Origin of the sequence: Streptomyces sp. NPDC002734 (genome assembly GCF_040295685.1) — a bacterium.
In the GTDB taxonomy this organism is placed as follows: Bacteria; Actinomycetota; Actinomycetes; order Streptomycetales; family Streptomycetaceae; genus Streptomyces.
On the sequence record NZ_JBEOVU010000001.1, the window covers coordinates 303,935 to 323,549 of the forward strand.

At 71.7% G+C, this 19,615-nt stretch carries 16 protein-coding genes; 1 reads left to right on the forward strand and 15 read right to left on the reverse strand.

Features of this window, described 5'->3' with window-relative positions; all coding sequences use genetic code 11:
* Window positions 1–110: 110 nt before the first annotated feature.
* From ABT026_RS01395 to hemL, 7 genes are all read right to left on the reverse strand, one after another.
* Window positions 111–893 carry a CDP-alcohol phosphatidyltransferase family protein gene (locus ABT026_RS01395; RefSeq protein ID WP_502967874.1) on the reverse strand — a complete coding sequence of 261 codons (783 nt, stop codon included), beginning with the start codon at window positions 891–893 and terminating at the stop codon, window positions 111–113.
* A gap of 117 nt (window positions 894–1,010) precedes the next feature.
* Complete coding sequence (gene ccsB / locus ABT026_RS01400) at window positions 1,011–2,042, reverse strand: c-type cytochrome biogenesis protein CcsB (protein WP_351111023.1); 1,032 nt, start codon at window positions 2,040–2,042, stop codon at window positions 1,011–1,013.
* 65 nt (window positions 2,043–2,107) lie between these two features.
* Window positions 2,108–4,027 carry a cytochrome c biogenesis protein ResB gene (gene resB / locus ABT026_RS01405; RefSeq protein ID WP_351110889.1) on the reverse strand — a complete coding sequence of 640 codons (1,920 nt, stop codon included), beginning with the start codon at window positions 4,025–4,027 and terminating at the stop codon, window positions 2,108–2,110.
* Window positions 4,028–4,030: 3 nt separating this feature from the next.
* Window positions 4,031–4,804, reverse strand: coding sequence for a cytochrome c biogenesis CcdA family protein (locus tag ABT026_RS01410; RefSeq protein WP_351110891.1), 774 nt, complete (start codon window positions 4,802–4,804; stop codon window positions 4,031–4,033).
* A 1-nt stretch (window position 4,805) separates the two neighbouring features.
* The gene (locus ABT026_RS01415; protein WP_351110893.1) at window positions 4,806–5,429 is read right to left on the reverse strand and encodes a TlpA family protein disulfide reductase; all 624 of its coding nucleotides are present in this window, start codon (window positions 5,427–5,429) and stop codon (window positions 4,806–4,808) included.
* Between the two features lie 96 nt (window positions 5,430–5,525).
* Window positions 5,526–6,227 carry a histidine phosphatase family protein gene (locus ABT026_RS01420; RefSeq protein WP_351110895.1) on the reverse strand — a complete coding sequence of 234 codons (702 nt, stop codon included), beginning with the start codon at window positions 6,225–6,227 and terminating at the stop codon, window positions 5,526–5,528.
* A complete protein-coding gene (gene hemL, locus ABT026_RS01425) occupies window positions 6,224–7,540 on the reverse strand; it encodes a glutamate-1-semialdehyde 2,1-aminomutase (protein WP_351110897.1) in 1,317 nt (438 codons plus the stop codon). The genes ABT026_RS01420 and hemL overlap by 4 nt, the downstream gene beginning before the upstream one ends.
* Before the next feature lie 323 nt (window positions 7,541–7,863).
* Between hemL and ABT026_RS01430 the strand changes: the two genes are divergently transcribed.
* Window positions 7,864–8,487 carry a hypothetical protein gene (locus ABT026_RS01430; RefSeq protein ID WP_351110899.1) on the forward strand — a complete coding sequence of 208 codons (624 nt, stop codon included), beginning with the start codon at window positions 7,864–7,866 and terminating at the stop codon, window positions 8,485–8,487.
* A 102-nt stretch (window positions 8,488–8,589) separates the two neighbouring features.
* Here ABT026_RS01430 and ABT026_RS01435 read toward each other — a convergent pair whose 3' ends face one another.
* The 8 genes from ABT026_RS01435 to glxA all read right to left on the reverse strand — a co-directional run bounded on the left by ABT026_RS01435 (window position 8,590) and on the right by glxA (window position 19,325).
* The gene (locus ABT026_RS01435; protein ID WP_351110901.1) at window positions 8,590–10,569 is read right to left on the reverse strand and encodes a hypothetical protein; all 1,980 of its coding nucleotides are present in this window, start codon (window positions 10,567–10,569) and stop codon (window positions 8,590–8,592) included.
* Complete coding sequence (locus tag ABT026_RS01440) at window positions 10,566–11,735, reverse strand: 5'-methylthioadenosine/S-adenosylhomocysteine nucleosidase family protein (RefSeq protein ID WP_351110903.1); 1,170 nt, start codon at window positions 11,733–11,735, stop codon at window positions 10,566–10,568. Before ABT026_RS01440 ends, ABT026_RS01435 begins: the two co-directional genes overlap by 4 nt.
* Window positions 11,736–12,479, reverse strand: coding sequence for an NUDIX hydrolase (locus ABT026_RS01445; protein WP_351110905.1), 744 nt, complete (start codon window positions 12,477–12,479; stop codon window positions 11,736–11,738). It lies immediately after the preceding gene.
* Window positions 12,480–12,590: 111 nt separating this feature from the next.
* Window positions 12,591–13,652 (reverse strand): hypothetical protein, encoded by a 1,062-nt coding sequence (locus ABT026_RS01450; protein ID WP_351110907.1) that lies wholly within the window; start codon window positions 13,650–13,652, stop codon window positions 12,591–12,593.
* Window positions 13,653–13,749: 97 nt separating this feature from the next.
* Window positions 13,750–14,760: a hypothetical protein gene (locus ABT026_RS01455; protein WP_351110909.1), complete on the reverse strand. Its 1,011-nt coding sequence runs from the start codon at window positions 14,758–14,760 to the stop codon at window positions 13,750–13,752.
* Between the two features lie 172 nt (window positions 14,761–14,932).
* Window positions 14,933–15,244, reverse strand: a complete 312-nt coding sequence (locus tag ABT026_RS01460; protein WP_351110911.1) for a hypothetical protein — start codon at window positions 15,242–15,244, stop codon at window positions 14,933–14,935.
* Window position 15,245: 1 nt separating this feature from the next.
* A complete protein-coding gene (gene ctaD, locus ABT026_RS01465; protein ID WP_351111025.1) occupies window positions 15,246–17,033 on the reverse strand; it encodes an aa3-type cytochrome oxidase subunit I in 1,788 nt (595 codons plus the stop codon).
* A 288-nt stretch (window positions 17,034–17,321) separates the two neighbouring features.
* Complete coding sequence (gene glxA / locus ABT026_RS01470) at window positions 17,322–19,325, reverse strand: radical copper oxidase GlxA (RefSeq protein ID WP_351110913.1); 2,004 nt, start codon at window positions 19,323–19,325, stop codon at window positions 17,322–17,324.
* Window positions 19,326–19,615 lie beyond the last annotated feature (290 nt).

Sequence of the window (19,615 nt, forward strand, 5' to 3'; positions counted from 1 at the left end):
CGTCGAAGCTACGGCGCGCCCGGCGCCCGGGGCCACGCCGGACCACCCCGTGATGCCGATGGGGCCATCGGCAGAGCCGATGACCCCAGGTCAGCGCCGTGGAGGAGCGCTCAGCGCAGGCGCGAGGAGGACAGGATCGAGAACAGGTGGGCCGGGACCATCACCCAGGTCACGGCCGCCAGGACCACCAGGGCGATCCGGGTGGCGTCCAGGTTGCCCAGGGCCGCGTCCACCACCGCGGTGGCCAGGAGGACGAGGGACGCCTCGATGCCGTTGGTCAGCCGGTGGATCTTGAACGCGGCGGCCAGCTTGCGCAGGGTGGCCACGCCCTCGGAGCGGGGCCGCGTCGACTCGTCGTCGGCCACCGCCAGTCCGCGCCGGGCGCGGGCCACGTCCACCAGGTCGGTGGAGGCCTTCAGCAGGACGACGCCCATGGCGGTGAACAGGCCGAGCGCGACCCAGCCGTCGAAGGAGCCGCCGTCGCCCCAGCCGGCGGCCCGGAAGCCGGCGCCGGCCAGCAGCGCCGCGTCGGCGAGGTAGGCGCCGAGCCGGTCGACGTAGATGCCGGCCGCGCTGTTCTGGCCCTTCCACCGGGCGACCTCGCCGTCGACGCAGTCGAACAGCAGGAACAGCTGGAACAGCACGGCGGCCAGGATCGCGCCGGTGAGCCCGGGGATCAGCAGGGCGGCGCCCGCGGCGACGCCGCAGACCACCATCGTCCAGGTCAGCGCGTCCGGGGTGACCGAAGTCCGCACCAGCTGGCGCGTCACCCGCAGGGAGATAGCCCGCATGTACATCCGGCCGGCCCAGTGCTCGCCGTTGCGGCTGGCCAGCTTGGCCTGCGGCTGGCAGACCTCCCGAAGCTCCTCCAGGACCGGGGCAGCAGCCACCATGTTCACGCTTTCCTTCCACCGATGGGCCGAGTGACGGCCCAGGGTAGAGCAGCCCGCCCGAACGCCCGGAGCCGCCCCCTCCACAGGGGCGGCTCCGGGAACGACGGGGGCGGTGCGTCAGCCGACGTCGGCGTAGGAGTGCTTGCCGGAGACGAAGATGTTGACGCCGTAGTAGTTGAACAGCCAGCAGCCGAAGGCGATCAGCGCCAGGTAGGCGGCCTTGCGGCCCTTCCACCCCGCGGTGGCCCGGGCGTGCAGGTAACAGGCGTAGGCGATCCAGGTGATGAACGACCAGGTCTCCTTGGGGTCCCAGCCCCAGTAGCGGCCCCAGGCGTCGCCCGCCCAGATGGCGCCGGCGATGATCGTGAACGTCCACAGCGGGAAGACCGCCGCGTTGACCCGGTAGGCGAACTTGTCCAGCGAGGAGGACGCGGGCAGCCGCTCCATGACCGAGGTGGCGAAGCGGCCCGGCTTGCCGCCGCCGGCCAGCTTGGCCTCGTAGGAGTCGCGGAACAGGTAGAGGACCGTGGAGACCGCCGCCACGTAGAACACCGCGCCGCAGAGGATGGCGGTGGAGACGTGGATGTACAGCCAGTACGAGTGCAGCGCCGGGACCAGCTGGTCGCTCTCGGTGTAGAGGACCGTGACCGCCAGACCCAGGTCCAGCAGGACCACGGTGATCAGCGGCAGGCCCATCCAGCGGACGTTGCGGCGGAGGACCAGCAGCGCCAGGTAGACGCCGACGGCCACCGTGGTGAAGGTGATGTTGAACTCGTACATGTTGCCCCACGGCGCCCGCTGCACGGACAGCGCGCGGGTCAGCACGCCGCCGAAGGACAGCAGGAAGCCGAGGACGCTGAGCGAGACCGCGATCCGGCCGTACAGGTCGCCCTGCGCGTCGCCGCCGTGGGCGCCGGGGCCGTCCGGGACGTCGGCGCGGGAGGCGTCCGAGGAACGGACGACGACCTCGGGCCGCTCCAGCACGGCGGTGCCGCCGGCCTTCTTGACCGTCACGGCCGGGGCGGAAGCGGCGTTCTTCTGCGCGCCCGCGCCGCCCGTGAGCGCGGAGGCCGTGCGGGCCACCTTGCTGCGGCTGCCGAAGGTCCACTCGGCGATGTAGGCGAAGAAGGCCAGGGTGTAGACGGCCATCGCGGAGTAGATCAGCACGTTGCTGATCTGCGCGAGACTCTCGTTGGTCGTGGCGGCGAGCGTCGTCACTTGTCAGCCCCTTCAGGGGAAGGTACGGGGGAATCTGCGGGGTCCGGCGCGGATCCGGACCCGGGGTGCGGTGCGGTCTCCGACGCGGGGTCCGGCGTCGCATCGGGCCCGGAGCCCGGTGCGGTGCCGGGTGCGGCGTCCGGCCCTGAGTCCGGTGCGGCATCCGGGGCGGCGTCCGGTGCGGCGTCCGGCCCGGAGTCTGGTGCGGTGCCGGGTGCGGTGGGCGCCCGGTCGTGGACGAGCCCGACCAGCTCGCCCAGCTCCTGCGGCAGCCGCGCGGACTCGCTGCGGCCCAGGCCCGCCATCTCGACGACGGTCACCCCGTCCTCACCGGCCGTGGCGCGCACCCAGACGCGGCGGCGCTGGATGAACAGGGAGCCCGAGAGACCGGCGATGGCGACGAGCGCCCCGCCGAGCGCCCAGCCGCCGGCGGGCTGTCGCACGACCTGGAAGTTCGCCCACTCCTTGATCTCCTTCTCGAAGGTGATCGAGCCGGCGCCGCCGGGCAGCTCCATGGTCTCGCCCGGCAGCAGCATCTTGCGGAGGATGTCGCCGTTCTCGTCCTTGAACTGCTTCAGCTTCCGGTCGTCGAGCTGGTACACGTTCTGCGGGATGCCCGAGTCCACGCCCAGGCTGCCGTGGAAGCCGGCGACCGCGAGGACCGGGAAGTCGAGCGCCGGGAACTGGGAGAACATCGTCCCGCTGCCCTTGCCGGCGAAGGTCGGCACGAACACCGTGGAGAAGCCGAGCTGCTCCTCCTTGCCCTTCGGGTCCCGGTAGCCGTCCAGCACCTTGACCGCGCCCTGCGAGGTGATGTTCTGGTCGATCGGCAGCATGGGCACCGGCTGGGAGAAGACCACCTTCCCCTTGCCGTCGCGGACCGTGACCACCGGCGCGTAGCCGTGGCTCGTCAGGTAGACCTTGGAGCCGCCGACCTCGAGCGGCTTGTTGACCTGCACGACCTTCTTCTTCTCCGCCCCGTCGACGCCCTCGCGGTAGGTGAGGGTCGCCTCGTAGGTGCGCGGCGTGCCGCGGTTGGGGCCGGAGGGGGCGAAGGTGGCGCGGAAGTCGTCCAGGTCGAAGCTGAACGGTTCCAGGTCGTCGTAGGAGAAGAGGCTGCCGGCCCGGAAGTCGTCGTACTGGACGGGCGTGTTGGCGAAGCCGTCGCCCTCGACGATCAGCTTGTTGCCCTCGGACTTGAACAGCTCGCCCCAGCCGAAGGCGATCAGCATCACGATCAGCGCCAGGTGGAAGGCGAGGTTGCCCACCTCCCGCAGGTAGCCCTTCTCCGCGGCCACCGCCTCGCCCGCCGTGTGCGCGCGGAACCGGCGGCCCTTGAGGACGCCGAGCGCGGCGTCGCGCACCTCGTCGGGGCTCTTCGCGGTGCGCCAGGTCGTGTACGCGGGCATCCGGTCCAGCCGGCGCGGCGCGCCCGGCGGACGTCCCCGCAGCTGGCCCACGAACTGCCAGGTGCGCGGCACGATGCAGCCGATCAGCGAGACGAACAGCAGGATGTAGATCGCGGAGAACCACACCGAGCTGTACACGTTGAACATGCCCAGCGCGTCGTAGAGCGGCGTCAGCGTGGTGTGAGCCTCGCGGAACTCCTCGACCTTGATCGGGTCGACGCGGTTCTGCGGGATGAGCGAACCGGGGACGGCCGCCAGTGACAGCAGCAGGAGCAGCAGCAGTGCCGTCCGCATGGAGGTCAGCTGGCGCCAGAACCAGCGCACCCAGCCCGTGACCTCACGGCCTGTCCAGGTGATCCGTCCCCACACGCCCGGGGCGCGGCGGCCGCCGAAGGAGCCGGGCACGGCGGTCGACTCGACCGGCGCGGTGGACAGCCGGGTCCCGGCCTCGGTGTCGCCGGCCTCGCCGGTCTTCTCGCCGGTCGTCCCGGTGGTGGTCTCGCTCATGGATCAGATCCCCGGTGTGAAGCCAGTGGTCCAGGTCTGCAGCTGCTGCACGAGCAGGTCCCAGACCCCGGTGAGCAGGAGCACACCGGTCACAATCATCATCGTGCCGCCGATCCGCAGCACCCAGACGTAGTGCCGCTTGACCCAGCCGAAGGCGCCCAGCGCCTTGCGGAAGGCGACCGCGGCCAGCACGAACGGGATGCCGAGGCCCAGGCAGTACGCGACGGTCAGAATCGCCCCGCGTCCGGCGCTGGCCTGTTCCTGCGACAGCGCCAGCACGGAGGCCAGCGTCGGGCCGATGCAGGGCGTCCAGCCGATGCCGAACAGGGCGCCCAGCAGCGGCGCGCCCGCCAGCCCTGCGGCCGGCTTGCGGTGGAAGCGGAACTCCCGCTGGGTCAGCCAGGGCATCAGCCCCATGAAGAAGACGCCCAGCGCGATCATCAGCACGCCGAGCACCTTGGACAGCACGCCGCTGTACTCCTGCAGCGTCGCCCCGAAGTAGCCGAAGAGCGCGCCCGTGGAGACGAACACCACGGTGAAGCCCAGCACGAACAGCGAGGCCCCGGCCGCCATCCGGCCGCGGCGGGCCTCCGCCAGGTCGGTGCCGGTGACCCCGGTGACGTAGGAGAGGTAACCGGGCACCAGCGGCAGCACGCAGGGCGAGAAGAACGAGACGAGACCGCCGAGCACCGCGACCGGCAGGGCCAGCAGCAGGGCCCCGTTCAGCACGGTGTCCGACACGTCCACGGCGAGCGCATCCACGGCGAGGAGCGTCACGTCACTTCTCCGCCAGCACCGGGTCGAGCATCTCCCGCAGCTTGTCCTCGCTCAGCGGCTGCATCGCCCGCGCCGCGATCTTCCCGTCCCGGTCGATGACCAGGGTGGTGGGGATCGCCTGCGGGTTGAGCGTGCCCTTCTCGAAGCGGAGCAGCAGCCGGCCCGTCGGGTCGTACAGGCTCGGGTACTCGATGCCCTCCTCCTCCTCGAAGGCGAGGGCGGGCTGGGTGGAGGTGTCGCGGGTGTTGATGCCGACGAACCGGACGCCCTGGTCCTTGGTCTCGCCGGCGACCTTCACGAAGTTCTTGGCCTCGGCACGGCACGGGGCGCACCAGGAGCCCCAGACGTTGAGGACGACGATGTCGCCCTTGTAGTCGCCGGTGTCCAGCTGCCCGCCGTCCAGCGTCTCGCCCTTCAGGCGGGGGGCGGCGCGGCGGTCGCCCTCGGCGACGGTGGCGATGCCGTTGGTGCTGGTGACGAAGTTGGTGCCTCCGCCGCCGGCGGCGGAGGAGCCGCCGTCACCTTCCGAGCCGCACGCCGACAGCAGCAGAGCGGCGGCGGCAGCGGTGGCCGCCGCGGCCTGGGCGCGGCGGCGGCGGTGCGCACGAGGCTTGTGGCCAGTCATGTGAAAAGTTTCGCATGTCCGTTCCGGGGATCTTGGGGACCCCCCTGCGGCCCGCGAACCCCCACGTCGGCGGGGGTGCGCGGGCCTTCGCGGAGGCTAGGCTCCGAACGCCTTCTGTCCGCCCTTGACCGGCTTGGCGCCGGCCAGCAGGTGGGCCGGCACCAGGTCCCGGGCCGGCTCGGTGTAGCCGACGGCCACGATCCGGTCGCCCTCGTAGGTGAAGGAGGTCAGCGAGGCCAGGGTGCACTCCCGGCGCCGCGGGTCGTGCCACAGCCGCCGGCCCTCGACCGCGGACCGCACGATCCAGATCGGCAGCTGGTGGCTGACCAGCACCGCCTCGTGGCCCCGGGCGGCGGCCGCGGCGGCGTCCAGCGCCGCGCGCATCCGCGCCACCTGCACCTCGTACGGCTCGCCCCAGGACGGCTTGAACGGGTTGACCAGGTGCTTCCAGTTGCCGGGCCGCTTCAGCGCGCCGTCGCCGACGCCGAAGGTCTTCCCCTGGAAGACGTTCTCCGCCTCGATCAGCCGCTCGTCGGTGTCCAGCTCCAGACCGTGCGCCTTGGCGATCGGCGTGGCCGTCTCCTGCGCCCGCTCCAGCGGGGAGGCGCACACGTAGGTGACGTCCCTGGGCGCGAGGTGCTCGGCGACCCGGTCCGCCATCTTCCGGCCCAGCTCGGACAGGTGGTAGCCGGGCAGCCGTCCGTAGAGGAGCCCGGTCGGGTTCTCCACCTCGCCGTGACGCATCAGGTGGACGACGGTGACGTCCTTCTCCGCGCTCACGTCGTTCCCCCCGCTCATGCCGTGGCCTCCGCGGCGGCGCGGGCGGCGGCGGGCAGCGCGTCGGCGATCCGCTCCAGAGCCCGCTCGTCGTGCGCCGTCGACAGGAACCAGCTCTCGAACGCCGACGGCGGCAGGTAGACCCCGCTCGCCAGCATCGCGTGGAAGAAGGCCGTGTAGCGGAAGGACTCCGCGGCCTTGGCGTCCTCGTAGTCGTGCACCGGGCGGTCGGTGAAGAACACCGAGAACATGTTGGAGGCCTTCTGCACGGTGTGCGCGACGCCCTCCTTGTTCAGCGCGTCACCGATCAGCGCCTGGATCCGGGCCGAGGAGTCCGCCAGCCTCTCGTAGGCGGCGTCGTCCAGCAGCCGCAGCTGGGCCAGGCCCGCTGCGGTGGCGACCGGGTTACCGGAGAGGGTGCCCGCCTGGTAGACCGGGCCGGCCGGGGCGAGGTGCGCCATCACGTCGGCACGGCCGCCGAACGCGGCGGCGGGGAAGCCGCCGCCCATCACCTTGCCGAAGGTCATCAGGTCCGGGACCACGCCGTCGACGCCGAACCAGCCGGCCTTCGACGTGCGGAAACCGGTCATCACCTCGTCGGAGACGTACAGCGCGCCGTTCTCGGCGCACAGGTCCTTGAGCCCCTGGTTGAAGCCGGGCAGCGGCGGGACGACGCCCATGTTGCCGGGCGACGCCTCGGTGATCACGCAGGCGATCTCACCGGGGTGCGCGGCGAAGGCGGCGCGGACCGCGTCCAGGTCGTTGTAGGGGAGCACGATGGTGTCCCCGGCCTGCGCGCCCGTGACGCCCGGGGTGTCGGGCAGCGCGAAGGTGGCGACGCCGGAGCCCGCGGCGGCCAGCAGCGAGTCGACATGACCGTGGTAGCAGCCGGCGAACTTGACCACCTTGGCGCGGCGGGTGAAGCCGCGGGCCAGGCGGATCGCGGACATGGTGGCCTCGGTGCCGCTGGAGACCAGGCGGACCTGCTCCAGCGGGGCGACCCGCGCCACCATCTCCTCGGCGAGCGCGACCTCGCCCTCGCCGGGCGTGCCGAAGGAGGTGCCGCGGGTGACGGCGTCCTGCACGGCGGCGATCACCTCGGGCCGGCCGTGGCCCAGGATCATCGGGCCCCAGGAGCAGACCAGGTCCACATACTCGCGGCCGTCGGCGTCGGTGAGGTAGGGGCCGCTGCCGGAGACCATGAACCGGGGCGTGCCGCCCACGGCGCGGAAGGCGCGCACCGGGGAGTTCACACCACCCGGCGTGACGGCGGCCGCTCGGTCGAACAGCGCCTGCGAGGCAGGGGCTTCGTAGGGGTAGGACGGAACGGTCATGCCTGCGGCTTCTCCGGATCTCCGACTGCGGTTACGGGGGACTCCCACAGGGTAGGCCAGCGGTCGTGACCCGACCCCGTGGCACGGGGGTGGGCGGCCGGCCCGGCCCTTCGGGGCGTACCGGCCCTGGTCCGGAGATAACGGAGCGTGTTCTGCGCCCATCTGCGAGACTGTGACGAGAACCCCGTGCGCGTTCCTCCTTCCGGGTCTTCTCCTGTGTACGTTTCGTGGGGCGGACGTGGGGGAGGTCACTGACACGATGAACGGGTGATCGGGTTGCGCGGCGGGGGCGACGCGTCCTAGAACAGCAGTCGGGTGGAGATATGCATCGCGGTGGCGGACTGGGCGAGGGGACTGGCGACATGGGTCCTCGGCGTTCCCGTCGGGGCAAGCACCGGCGCGAGGCGGACGAGACGACGACTGAAGCGGCCGAGGCCGCGGCCCGCCGGGCGGGCGCGCAGAGTGACGGCGCCGAGAAGCCGGCGGGACCCGTGGCAAGGAGCAGCCGGTTGGGAGTGACGTACAAGTACTTCGGCGCGCCGAGCGGCGCGGCGGCCGCCCGCGTCCCCGAGACCATGCGCCCCGAGGAGCTCGGCGGCGACGAGCTCGGCATGGGCGGCCTCTTCACCCGCATCAAGCCCGAGACGGTGGCGGCGATGGTCCTCACCGGCATCGAGGGCGTCCCGCTGAACAAGGTCCCCCCGCTCGAACTCGTCGTGCTGCGCCCCCAGTACGCCGTGGTCAAGCTGCCCATGACCACCGTCGACCCGCTGCGCGGCATCGGCGAGGAGGCGGTCGGCGCGGCCGCGTTCATCTGGTCCACGGTCCCCGACCGCGGCGGCCCCCGCGACGCGTTCAACGTCTACCAGCTGCTGCACGAGTGGCAGGACTTCAGCCACCGGCTCCACGAGGCGGGCCACCAGCCGTACTGCCTTGTCTGGCCCTGACCGGCGCGCCCCGGCCGCGGCCGACGACCGCCGGGGCGGGGGCCCGGAACCTCGCGGACCCGAAGGTTCGCGGTCCCTCGGGTTCGCAGGCCCCTTCCCGGGTCAGTCGTCGGTGCCGAAGGACGGCGGGTCGCCCGCGTTGTTGCGCTCGATCCAGCCCTTCCCGTCCGCCGCGATGCCTTCCAGCAGGCGGAACGTGTGGATGAAGCCGGCAGCGTTCAGGTTGATCTCGGCGATCTCCTGGGCGTTCTCGTCCGGCGCCAGCTGATGGGTGTCGGCATCCTTCACCCGGATCCTCCGGGCCGGCCCGTTGGTGAGGATGAGCTCCAGGTCGTAGCCGACCTGGGCGCGCTCGGTGACCTGTACCGAGGACAGAGCGTCGAACCGGTAGTTGCTGCGCTGCTCGTCCCCGCGCGAGGCGTCGGTGAAGTCGAACTCGGTGCTGATCTCCCGCACGCCGTCCTGGGTGACCAGGAAGAGCCGCAGGCTGTAGCGCGAGTACCGCCAGGGACCGCCCCTGACCCGTCCTCGCTTGTACGGGCGGGCGGGGGTCATCAGGATGGTGTGGGTGATCAGGTCGCGCCAGTTGAGCTGGTAGTGACGTAGCGCCTCGTCGACGAAGAGCGTCTTGTCGCAGGCGAGCCAGGTCTCCATCTCCAGCTCGCTGGGTCGCGTGGCCTCCAGGTACGTCCTCCACTTCTCGTACGCCACCTGCCGCTCCGCCAGCCGCTGCTCGTACTCCCGGGTCTCCACGGCCACCCGGTGCTCCTCGCCCTGGGTCTGCTGCCACATCGACGCGGCCGTGGATCCGGACCAGACCATGCCGACCACCGTCAGCAGGGCGAGCAGCACTTGCGCCCCGCCGCCGGAGAAGACCGTCCCGAGCATGGCCAGTGCCGTGATGCCGCACACGACCAGAGCGACCACGCACAGCGCCTTCAACGCCGACGTCGCCTGGTTCTCCCGCTGGTCGTCGAACAGGACGCCCCGCTCGTGACGGTCCCGGGCGTCCTCCGCGAGGTGGCGGATCAGCCAGTTGACCCGGTCCACGCCGACGCGGCTCTCGCGGTAGAGCAGCGCGATCTCGGCGACCAGGCTCGAGCGCAGGTGGGCGGTCCAGCCGAGCCAGTCGTGCGGGGTGATCCCCCGGGGCACGCGGTTGCTGAAGTAGTGGTCGAAGGAATGGCGGACGCCGTTGGTGAATCCGTCACCGTTGGCCGCGGGATGCCCGGTGAACGGCACCTGCGCCCCAAGGCCGGTGGTCTTGGACCGCTGTTCCCGGTACGACCATTGGCGGCCGAAGTGAACGGCGGTCAGGCCGGCGCCGGCCACCACCAGCAACTGCAGGACCGCTGCGGCGGGATCCGCGATCAGCGCCAGGATCCACAGGAACGCGGCCAGACCGCCGAACACGCCGGCCCGCACGGGCAGGGCCTTCCGGGCGGCGGCAGCGGTGCTCGGACGGGGCGGCACGGCCCGCGGGCCGATGGGGTCGGGTTCGAAGTACGCCCAGACCCGTCCGATCCGGTCGTTGCCGAAGCGGTCCGCCTCGGCCTGCTTGCGGTTCTCGGCCCACAGGCCGTCCTTCAGCCCTCCGGCGAGGACGAGGTCGAAGTGGAGGAGGATCGCGTCGCGCTGGAGCGGTGGCAGGGCACGCACCTGGTCGAGCACACGCTTGGTGTCCCCGTCCTCGGTGCCGGCCGTCTCCAGCAGGGCGAAGGCCACACGCAGGGACTCCTTCCACTCCCCCTCGGGGTGGGCCGGCATGCGCGCGAAGGCCGCGTGCAGCTCGCGCAGTTCCTCGGCGCCGAGGTCGTGGTACGACCGTGCGCCGAGCATGGCGAGCACCCAGTGGAAGGTGACCTCGGCGTTGTCGTAGCCGTTGTTGATCGCCTGGCGGAACATGTCGCGGGCGCGACTGGGCACCCCGTTCTCCAGGTACCGCAGACCGACCCTGTACTTCTCCTCGGGCGACGCGTCCGGGGGGACGACGTACACGGTGGAGTTGTGGACGGTCTCGGCCTGGATTCCGACGGTGGAGTCGTAGGCCCAGTTGTGGGTGCCGTTGCCGCCGCCGTTCATGACAGGTCTCCCGCCACGGTGATCAGGGACGCCACCTCGGCCGCCGGACCGGGAAGATCCGCGATCAGACCGCGTAACCGCTTGAGTGCCATGGTCGCCCTCCTGGACGCTCCGCTCGTGTTCTCCTTCGCCGCCCGGCGGGCCAGTTCCAGCTCCGCCAGCGCCTCCGGGTAGGTGTCGTCATCGAGACCGCGCTCGGCATGATGACGCCCCAGCCGCTCACGGAGTTCGTCCAGCGCGGCGACCAGGTCCACCGGAGCGGCCGTGCCCGGGTCCCCGTTGAGGTGGACGCTGCTGCCGTGGACCGTGCCGGCCATGATGCCGACAGTGCTGCGGTGAGCGGTGTTGCTCACGCCCCCGGTCCGTCCAGCGGCCGTCGGGCTCCTGTCCGCTTGGGACATCGCCATCTGCTCCTGTACTCCCACCAGCTCCACGGCCAGCCGCGTGGCGAACGCGGCCGCGTTCGCGGCAGCCCGTGGCTGCCAGTTCCGGTCCTTCGCGCTGCCCTTCGTGCCGTCCGCCCGATCACTGATCCCCCGGACGACGGCCACCGGCGCCCCGCTGAGATGACCGGCCTGCGCCACACCGGCGGCCTCCATCTCGATCGCGAGGGCGTCGTTGTAGTGCTGCCGGATCCACCGGGCCTCGGCCGAGATCCTGGAGTTCTGCACGACCTCGCCGGCGGCGACCGCGCCGAAGCGCACCTGCGGCGCCCGTCCGCGCCCGGCGGCGTCGTCGCCGTCGGTCCAGTCGTTCACGCGAGCCAGGTGCGAGGCGAGCTGGCTGATCGCGTGGGGCGCCTCCCACACCCGGGGGCGCGCCTTGAGCCCGTCGTCCTCGCTGGTCCCGCCGTGGTAGGCGTACACGTGTGTCGCCACCACCACATCACCCAGCCTGGCGGTGTCCCACAGGGCCCCGGCGACGCCGACGAACAGCACGGCCGCCGGCGAGAACTCCTGGACGGCACGCTCGGCGATCACCGCGGCGGAGTGGTTCCCCTTGTTCGTCAGGCCCAGCGCGACACGGCAGGAAGTGCCCCGCACGGTCCCCACCTCGAAGCGCGTGCCGTGCTGGTGGAGGTGTAACCGCGGGCCGGCCAGCTTCCGGCGCACCGCCTCGTACTCGAGATTGAGGGCGGTGAGGATCACCACCATGTCCTTCGACATCTACCTTCCTTCCTCCGTCGTGCTCTCTTCCGCGTCGGACGGCACGGGCCGGATCAGGGGCGGGAACAGCACCGCCCGCGGCCCGGCCCGGTACAGCCGCGCGGGCCGTCCTCCGGTGCTCCTGCGCCCCGAGCCGCCGGGGACGATGAATCCCTTCACGGCCTGGACCTTGCGGTAGAAGTTCCGGGTGTCGAGTTCCGCGCCCCACACCGCCTCGTACACCTGCTGCAGCTCGGCGATGGTGAAGAGCTCTCCGCAGAAGGCGGTGGCCAGCGCCGAGTGCTCGAGCTTGGTGCGCGCGCGTTCGATCCCGTCCGCCACGATCCGGTGGTGGTCGAACGCCAGCTCCACCTCGCCGGACAGGACCGCCTCCGCGGGAACCCACGCGGCGTCCGAGGCGTCCGTTCCCGCGACCGGTTCGGGGAGCCCCGGCGCGATCGCGAGGTGGGCCACGGAGACGACGCGTCCGCGGGGGTCGCGGCCGGCGTCCCCGTAGACCGCCAGCTGTTCGAGATGGACGCATCCGGCGGCCAGAGCGGTCTCCTCGCCCAGCTCGCGGTGGGCGGCGTCCAAGATCTCCTCAGCGGCGTTGTTGAGAAAGCCGCCGGGCAGGGCCCGCAGGCCCTGGAAGGGATCTTCGCCTCGCTCCACGAGCAGGACGCACAGCCGCCCTTCCTTCAGGGTCAGGATCACAAGGTCGACCGTCAGCAGCACCGACGGAGGCGACCACTCGCCAACTGCCATGCCACACAGGCTATTTGGTTACTGTCACTCGCACAAGAAGTAGGGCTGGAAGGGCTGCCGGTGACGGGTGCGTCAGGAGGATCGAACCGGCGGGTGAGCCCGCCGGACACATCAGGTGTGGGCGGACGCCCTGCGGCGGCGGACGGCGAGGACTCCGGCCGCGCCGACGGCGCCGGCCGCGGCACCCGCGGCCGCCACCGGCGGAAGGGCGTCACCGGCGCCCGTGGCGGCGAGGCTGCCGGAGCCCGACGTGGCGTCCGGGCCGCGCTGCGAACGCGTCCCGCCGTCGGCGGCATCGCCACCCTCGGCGTCGTGTCCGCTCGGGCCGGACGGGGTCGGGCGGCCGTTGCGGGAGGGGGCCGGCCGCGGAGGGCGCGACGGATCGGCGTCGGCCGCGACGACGGTGAACTCCTGGAGGTTGTCCTTGCCGCGGAAGCAGGTCATGTCCTCGTCGTACACGACGTCGGTGTAGGCCCACGACGCTCCGGCCGGGGCGTCCTCGCGGATCCGGATCCGCAGGTCAGCGGTGAAGGTGGCGCCGGCCGGGACGTGCTCGAGGACGTCGCTGTAGCTGCCGGTGCTCCCCGGCCAGCGGTGGTACTCCTCGTCCGACCACCGGCCGTCGCTCCGGTACTGGATCTCGGCCAGGCCCTCCGCCAGCAGCTCCGGGTTCTCCTGGTAGGTGACGGCCAGGTCGAGCCACAGCCGGTCCAGGTCCTTGCCGGTGTCGTTGGTGACGGTGAACCGGAAGACGTCCCAGCCGGACCCGGCCTCGATCCGCCGGGGCAGACCGGTGACCTTCGTCCGGAGCCCTTCGTCGACCTCGCTGCGGTCGCAGAGAGCGTGGTCGGGCAGGTCGCCGACCGCCTCCTTGCGGGTCTCCCCCGCCCCCGTCCCGGGCGTCCCCCGCTCCGGCTGCTCGTCGCCGGCGGCCGGCGACTCCGAGGCGGGGACGGGGTCAGGGACCGGGGCCGGGGAGTCGCCCGGCGCCGCGGTGGCGTCGCCGGTCCCGTCACCGGGGTCCGCCGTCGCGTCCTGCCCCCGCGTCGGCGCGGCCGAGGCCGACCGGGACGGCGCGGGATCGCCCGCGAACGCCGCAGGCGCCGACAGCAGGGTCAGCGGCGCGACGACGGCCGTGGCCGCCGCGACGGCCAGGGCACGACGAACTCTCATGGGAACCTCGCAGGTCGGCGGGACGGCCACGCCGACGTGCTGTCGGCGTGGCCTGCGTTCGGATCATGTGACCCGCTCACCCCCGCGAGGGTTGTACTCAGAGCCGCGCGCCCGCGTTCCTGCGCCGCGTGACCAGCACCGCGCCGCCGCCGAGCACGACGGCGGCCGCGCCCGCGGCCCCCACCAGGCCGAGGGCCCGGTCGCTGCCGGTGGCGGCGAGGTTGCCGGTGGTGCTCTGCCCGCCGCCCTGCGGCGACGCGCTGGTGCCGCTGTGCGACGGGGACGGGGACGCCGTCACACTGGGCGAGGCGGACGGCGAGGGCGTCTGCGACGGGGTGCTCGTCCCGGCGGGCAGGACGATGAACTCGTAGGTGTTCCCGTTGTGGAAGCAGGTGTCGTCCGCGCCCTGGTACAGGGCGCCGCCCACCGCGAACGACTCGTCGGACTGGGCGCCGGCCCGTACGCGGACGCGGAGGTCGGAGACCAGGGCCTCACCCGCGGCGACGTCCTCCGCGTAGCCGCCGAAGCTGGCGGTGTCGCCCTCCCAGCGGAACTCGTCCGTCCAGCCGCCCTCGTCGAGGTACTCGACCTCGGCCGCACCCAGCTCGATCGACACGTCGAACCAGACCCGGTCCAGCTCCTTGCCGGTCCGGTTGGTGACGGTGAGGCGGAACTCGTCCCAGCCGGAGCCGGCGACGTAGGCGGCGGGCAGCCCGGTGATCTTGGTGCTCAGGCCCTTGTCGATCGCCCGCTTCTCGCAGAGCGGGTACTCCTCGCCCTCGCCTTCTTCCTCACCTTCGCCCTCGGCCAGGTCCCCGACCCTGCCGGTGAGTTCGTCCTCGCCCGGGGCGGCGGGCGCGGCGGGCGTCCCGCCGGCCTCCGGCGTCGTCCCGCCACCCGCGGCGGGCGTCCCGGCGTCGGTCGCATCGCCTCCCGCGGCGGGTTCCGTGGTCGCCGCACCGCCGGTCTCCGGGGTCCCGCCCGCCGGCTGACTCTGCGAGGCGGAGGGTATCGGGTCCTCGGCGAACGCCGCCGGCGCCGACAGCAGGGTCAGCGGTGCGACGACGGCGGTGGCCGCCGCGACGGCCAGGGCACGGCGAACTCTCATGGGAACCTCTCGCAGGTCAGGAGGGCGGCCACCCGGTCGGGAGCTCGGGCATGGCCAAGGGTTTCGCGGTGTGTGACCCGTTTGCCCCGGACAAGGTTGTACGGCAGGACCGACGGATACCTCACCTCACCTGCCCTCACCCGCGGTCCCCGGGGGCCGCCGGCCCCCGCCCTCACCGGTGCAGTTCCGCCCACACCCCCGCCGCCTCGCGGGTCTCGCGCCGGGAGAGCACCAGGGCCCTGAGCCGCAGGGCGACGGTGACCGCCGCGCCCGCCGCGCACAGTGCCAGCGATCCCACGCCGTCGGCGGGGAGGAGCACGGCGGTCAGGGCCACCGTGGTCCACGCCACCAGGCAGGCGGCGGCCGAGCTGCGGCGGGAGGGCGGCCGGTCCGCCGGGCCGGCCTTCAGCTCCAGCAGGGCGGGCACGTACCAGACGTATCCGGCGAGGGCGACGACGGCGAACCCGAGGGCGAGGACGCCCATGTCACTTCACCGTCCCGGTCTTCACCGGCTGGACCTTCACCGTCTCGGTCTTCACCGTCCCGGTCTCGCGGTCGCCGATGCCCGGGTGGTGCAGGTCGAAGGCCGGGGACTCCGAGCGGATCCGGGGCAGCCGCTCGAAGTTGTGGCGCGGCGGCGGGCAGGAGGTGGCCCACTCCAGCGAGCGGCCCCAGCCCCACGGGTCGTCCACGCCGACCGGCTTGCCGTACTTCGCCGTCTTCCACACGTTGTAGAGGAAGGGCAGCACCGACAGGCCGAGCAGGAACGACCCGATGGTGGAGAGGGTGTTGAGCGCGGTGAAGCCGTCGGCGGCCAGGTAGTCGGCGTACCGGCGCGGCATGCCCTCGGCGCCCAGCCAGTGCTGCACCAGGAAGGTCAGGTTGAAGCCGGCGGTCAGCGTCCAGAAGGTGACCTTGCCGAGCCGCTCGTCGAGCATCTTGCCGGTGAACTTGGGCCACCAGAAGTGGAATCCGGCGAACATCGCGTACACCACCGTGCCGAAGAGCGTGTAGTGGAAGTGCGCGACCACGAAGTACGAGTCGGAGACGTGGAAGTCCAGGACCGGCGAGGCCAGGATGACGCCGGTGAGCCCGCCGAACAGGAAGGTCACCAGGAACCCGGCCGCCCACAGCATCGGCGTCTCGAAGGACAGCGAGCCGCGCCACATGGTGCCGACCCAGTTGAAGAACTTCACGCCCGTGGGCACCGCGATCAGCATCGTCATGAAGGCGAAGAAGGGCAGCAGCACCCCGCCGGTGACGTACATGTGGTGCGCCCACACGGTGACGGAGAGGCCGGCGATGGCGACGGTGGCGCCCACCAGGCCCATGTAGCCGAACATCGGCTTGCGGGAGAAGACCGGGATGACCTCGGAGACGATGCCGAAGAACGGCAGCGCCAGGACGTACACCTCGGGATGGCCGAAGAACCAGAACAGGTGCTGCCACAGCAGCGCTCCGCCGTTGGCCGCGTCGAAGATGTGCGAGCCGAACTTCCGGTCCATCTCCAGGGCGAAGAGCGCGGCGGCCAGCACCGGGAAGACCAGCAGGATCAGCACGCCGGTCAGCAGCACGTTCCACGTGAAGATCGGCATCCGGAACATCGTCATGCCGGGGGCGCGCATGCAGATGATCGTGGTGATGAAGTTGACGGCGCCGAGGATGGAGCCGAAGCCGGAGAGGGCGACGCCCATGATCCACAGGTCGGAGCCGATGCCCGGCGAGTAGAGCTCCGAGGACAGCGGCGCGTAGAGGAACCAGCCGAAGCTGGCCGCGCCCTGCGGGGTGAGGAAGCCGAACGCGGCGATCAGCGAGCCGAACAGGAACAGCCAGAAGGACAGCATGTTCAGCCGCGGGAACGCCACGTCCGGCGCGCCTATCTGCAACGGCATCATCCAGTTGGCGAAGCCGGTGAACAGCGGCATGGCGAACATCAGCAGCATGATCGAGCCGTGCATGGTGAACGCCTGGTTGAACTGCTCGTTGGAGAGGATCTGCGTCCCGGGGCGGGCCAGTTCGGCGCGCATCAGCAGGGCCAGGACGCCGCCGATCCCGAAGAAGACGAAGGCGCTGACCAGGTACATCGTGCCGATCTTCTTGTGGTCGGTGGTGGTCAGCCAGTCGACCCAGTTGGCCCGCCGGGCCCCGGGGGCGGCGAGGGCATGATCGGTGCGGGAGGCGGGGTCGGTGCCGGAGGAGGAATCGGGGCCGGAGGCGGGATCGGTGCCGGGAGGCGGTGGTCCGGTGACGGCCTTCCGTTCGTCCGTCTCCATCGGCTGTGCGGTGTCCACCGGGTCGTCCTCCCGAAGCGCTGATACGTCGGGCGGGCCGGGAGAGCGGTCCGGTCCTACGGGGGAGGAGGACGGTCGACGGCCTTCCCGGCCTGCCACCGCTCATGCTGGCCCCGGGCGGGGGTCACGCCCCAGGGCCCTGGGACCCGTCGCCGGACAGCGAAAGTCCCTGGTCGGAGGGCCCGAAGTCCCGGCCGACCAGGGACTTCGGTCCCGGCGAGGCGGACGCACGGCGTGGCGAGCGCCCTGGACGGGGCGCCGCCGGGCCGACTACAGCGCGGGCGCGGGCGGCTCCTCGGTGGTCTTCAGCGACGTGGCGTCGTCGGACACCGGCACCTTCACCCACACCGCCTCCGACGGCACGCCCCGCCCGTCGACCGCGGTGAGCATGTACCAGCCGGGCGGCACCAGCGACGGGTCGTCGGGCAGCGTGACCTTCACCCGGCCCCGCTGCTTGGTGAACTCCACCGCCACCGACCGCTGTTCGACGTTGGTGACGTGGGTGAAGGCGCCCGGGCGGATCAGCCGCATCTTCTCGATCCGCGCGGCGTCCGGGCTGGCGTAGGTGGTCGACGCGCCGAGCTCGACCGTCCGGCGGGAGTCCTCGCCCTCCCGCAGCCGCGGGCGCTGCCCGCCCTGGTGCAGGTAGGGCGGGGTCCAGATCTCGATGCGCTGGTCGAAGACGGCGGGCTTGGAGTCGGCCTTGTCCGAGAAGAGCGAGTCGGAGCCGAAGGTCATCACCCGGCCGTCCGGCAGCAGCAGGCCCCCGGAGTGGTAGTTCCGCCCCACCAGCGGCTCCGCCGCCTCGCGGAACCGGTTGCTCGCCGGGTCGTAGACCGCCGCCTTGAGCACGTTGCTGTCGCCCTTGCCGCGGTAGTCGCCGGAGCCGTTGGTGACCAGGACGGTGTCGTCGGGGAGGATCACCGCGGACGGGTAGCGGGCCTGGGCGTACAGGTCGGGCCCGGAGACGAACGCCGGCTCCTTCGCCTTCAGGTCCACCAGCCCGGTCCGGTCGGTGGACCGCGGGCTCTCGCCCACGCCTCCGCCGCCGATCACCATGTAGCGCTGCTTCTGCGCCGGCGGCAGCAGCACCGACATCGAGGTCTCCAGCAGCTTGGGGTCCTCAAGCCCGGGCACCTCGGTGAAGGCGCCGCTCTTCAGGTCCCACAGGCCGGGTTCGCGGCCCTTGTCGGCGGGTCCGTACCCGGCGTTCGAACCGGTGTAGAAGATCTTCCCGCCCTGGGCCAGGAAGAGCGCCGGGTAGGTCGGGAAGAAGCGCGACCTGGGGACGAACTCCCAGTCCTTCTTCTTCGGGTCGTAGACCTCGTTCTTGCCCGGGACCACCTGCCCGATCTCGTCCAGCCCGGAGACGGAGAGGACCTTGCCGTCCTCCAGCGTGGTCAGCGTGGGGTACCAGCGGGCCTCGTGCATCGGGTCGACCTTGATGTACTTCTCGGCGACCGGGTCGAACTCGTAGGCGTCCTTGATCCCCTGGAAGTCCTTCTTGTCGAAGGAGAGCTTCTGCGCGATCCCGTAGACGTTACGCTTCTCGGCGCCCTTCAGCCCCTTGATCCGGTACTGGTCCTGCGAGCCGGTCTGGTGCTGCGGACCGTCCTGGGTCGCCTCCACGTAGACCCGCGCGGAGGAGGCGGTGACGGTGGCCTTTCCGGTGCCGGGGTCGATCTCCTTCTTCGCGCGCGGCACCACCAGGCTCGCCCGGGAGGCGAAGGTCTTCCCGCTCTCCTTGCCGGTGAAGAGGGTGCCCTCGGGCAGCGTCTTCGGCTTGTCGGGGTTCTCGTTGTAGACGATCATCAGGCCGCCGGCCCGTTCGACGTCGCCCTTCAGCGTCTCGTACCGCTGGGTGCCGCCCGCCACCAGCAGGTTGCCGCCGGGCAGCTGGGTGTGGCCCGCGCAGAACAGGTCGCTGGGTGTCTCCACGTTCTTGAACGTGTTGCGGACCGGGTCCCACACCACGGTGCGGAAGGACTTGGCGTCGAACATCTTGGCGTTGTTGCCGGACCCGGCGATCAGCAGCACCTTGCCGGTGCTCAGCAGCGCGGCGTGGATCGTGTTGATCCGGAATCGCTCGGGGACGTCGACGATCTGCCAGTGACCGTGGTCGGCCTTGTACGACGTCTGCTCGATCAGGTGGGCGTGGTAGGTCCGGGACGCGAAATCGTAGACGGCGGGGGCGTTGAGAGCGGCCAGGACCAGCACTCCCGCGGCGCCGAGAACGGTCCGGCGGGTCCGCGGACGGCTGTTCGTATCTGCCATGGAGGTGACTTCCGGAATCGGTTGCGCTGACGTTCGCTGGATCCCCGCCCCTGCAGCTCATCGGATGGATCATCAGATGTTGAGCAGCTGGGAAGATCGTAGGAACATCGGCCACTCGCACCGGGCAACGAAACGCCACGGAGAGTCACGCCCCCTCGTTCGGCGGTGCGGTCGCCACGCGCGCAAGGCGGCGGCGCACAACGCGGCGGCGCCCGTCCACAGGGTGTGGACGGGCGCCGGGAGGCCGCCGTGGCCGGCTACGCGGCGTGACCCCGGTCCGGTTCCGGGTC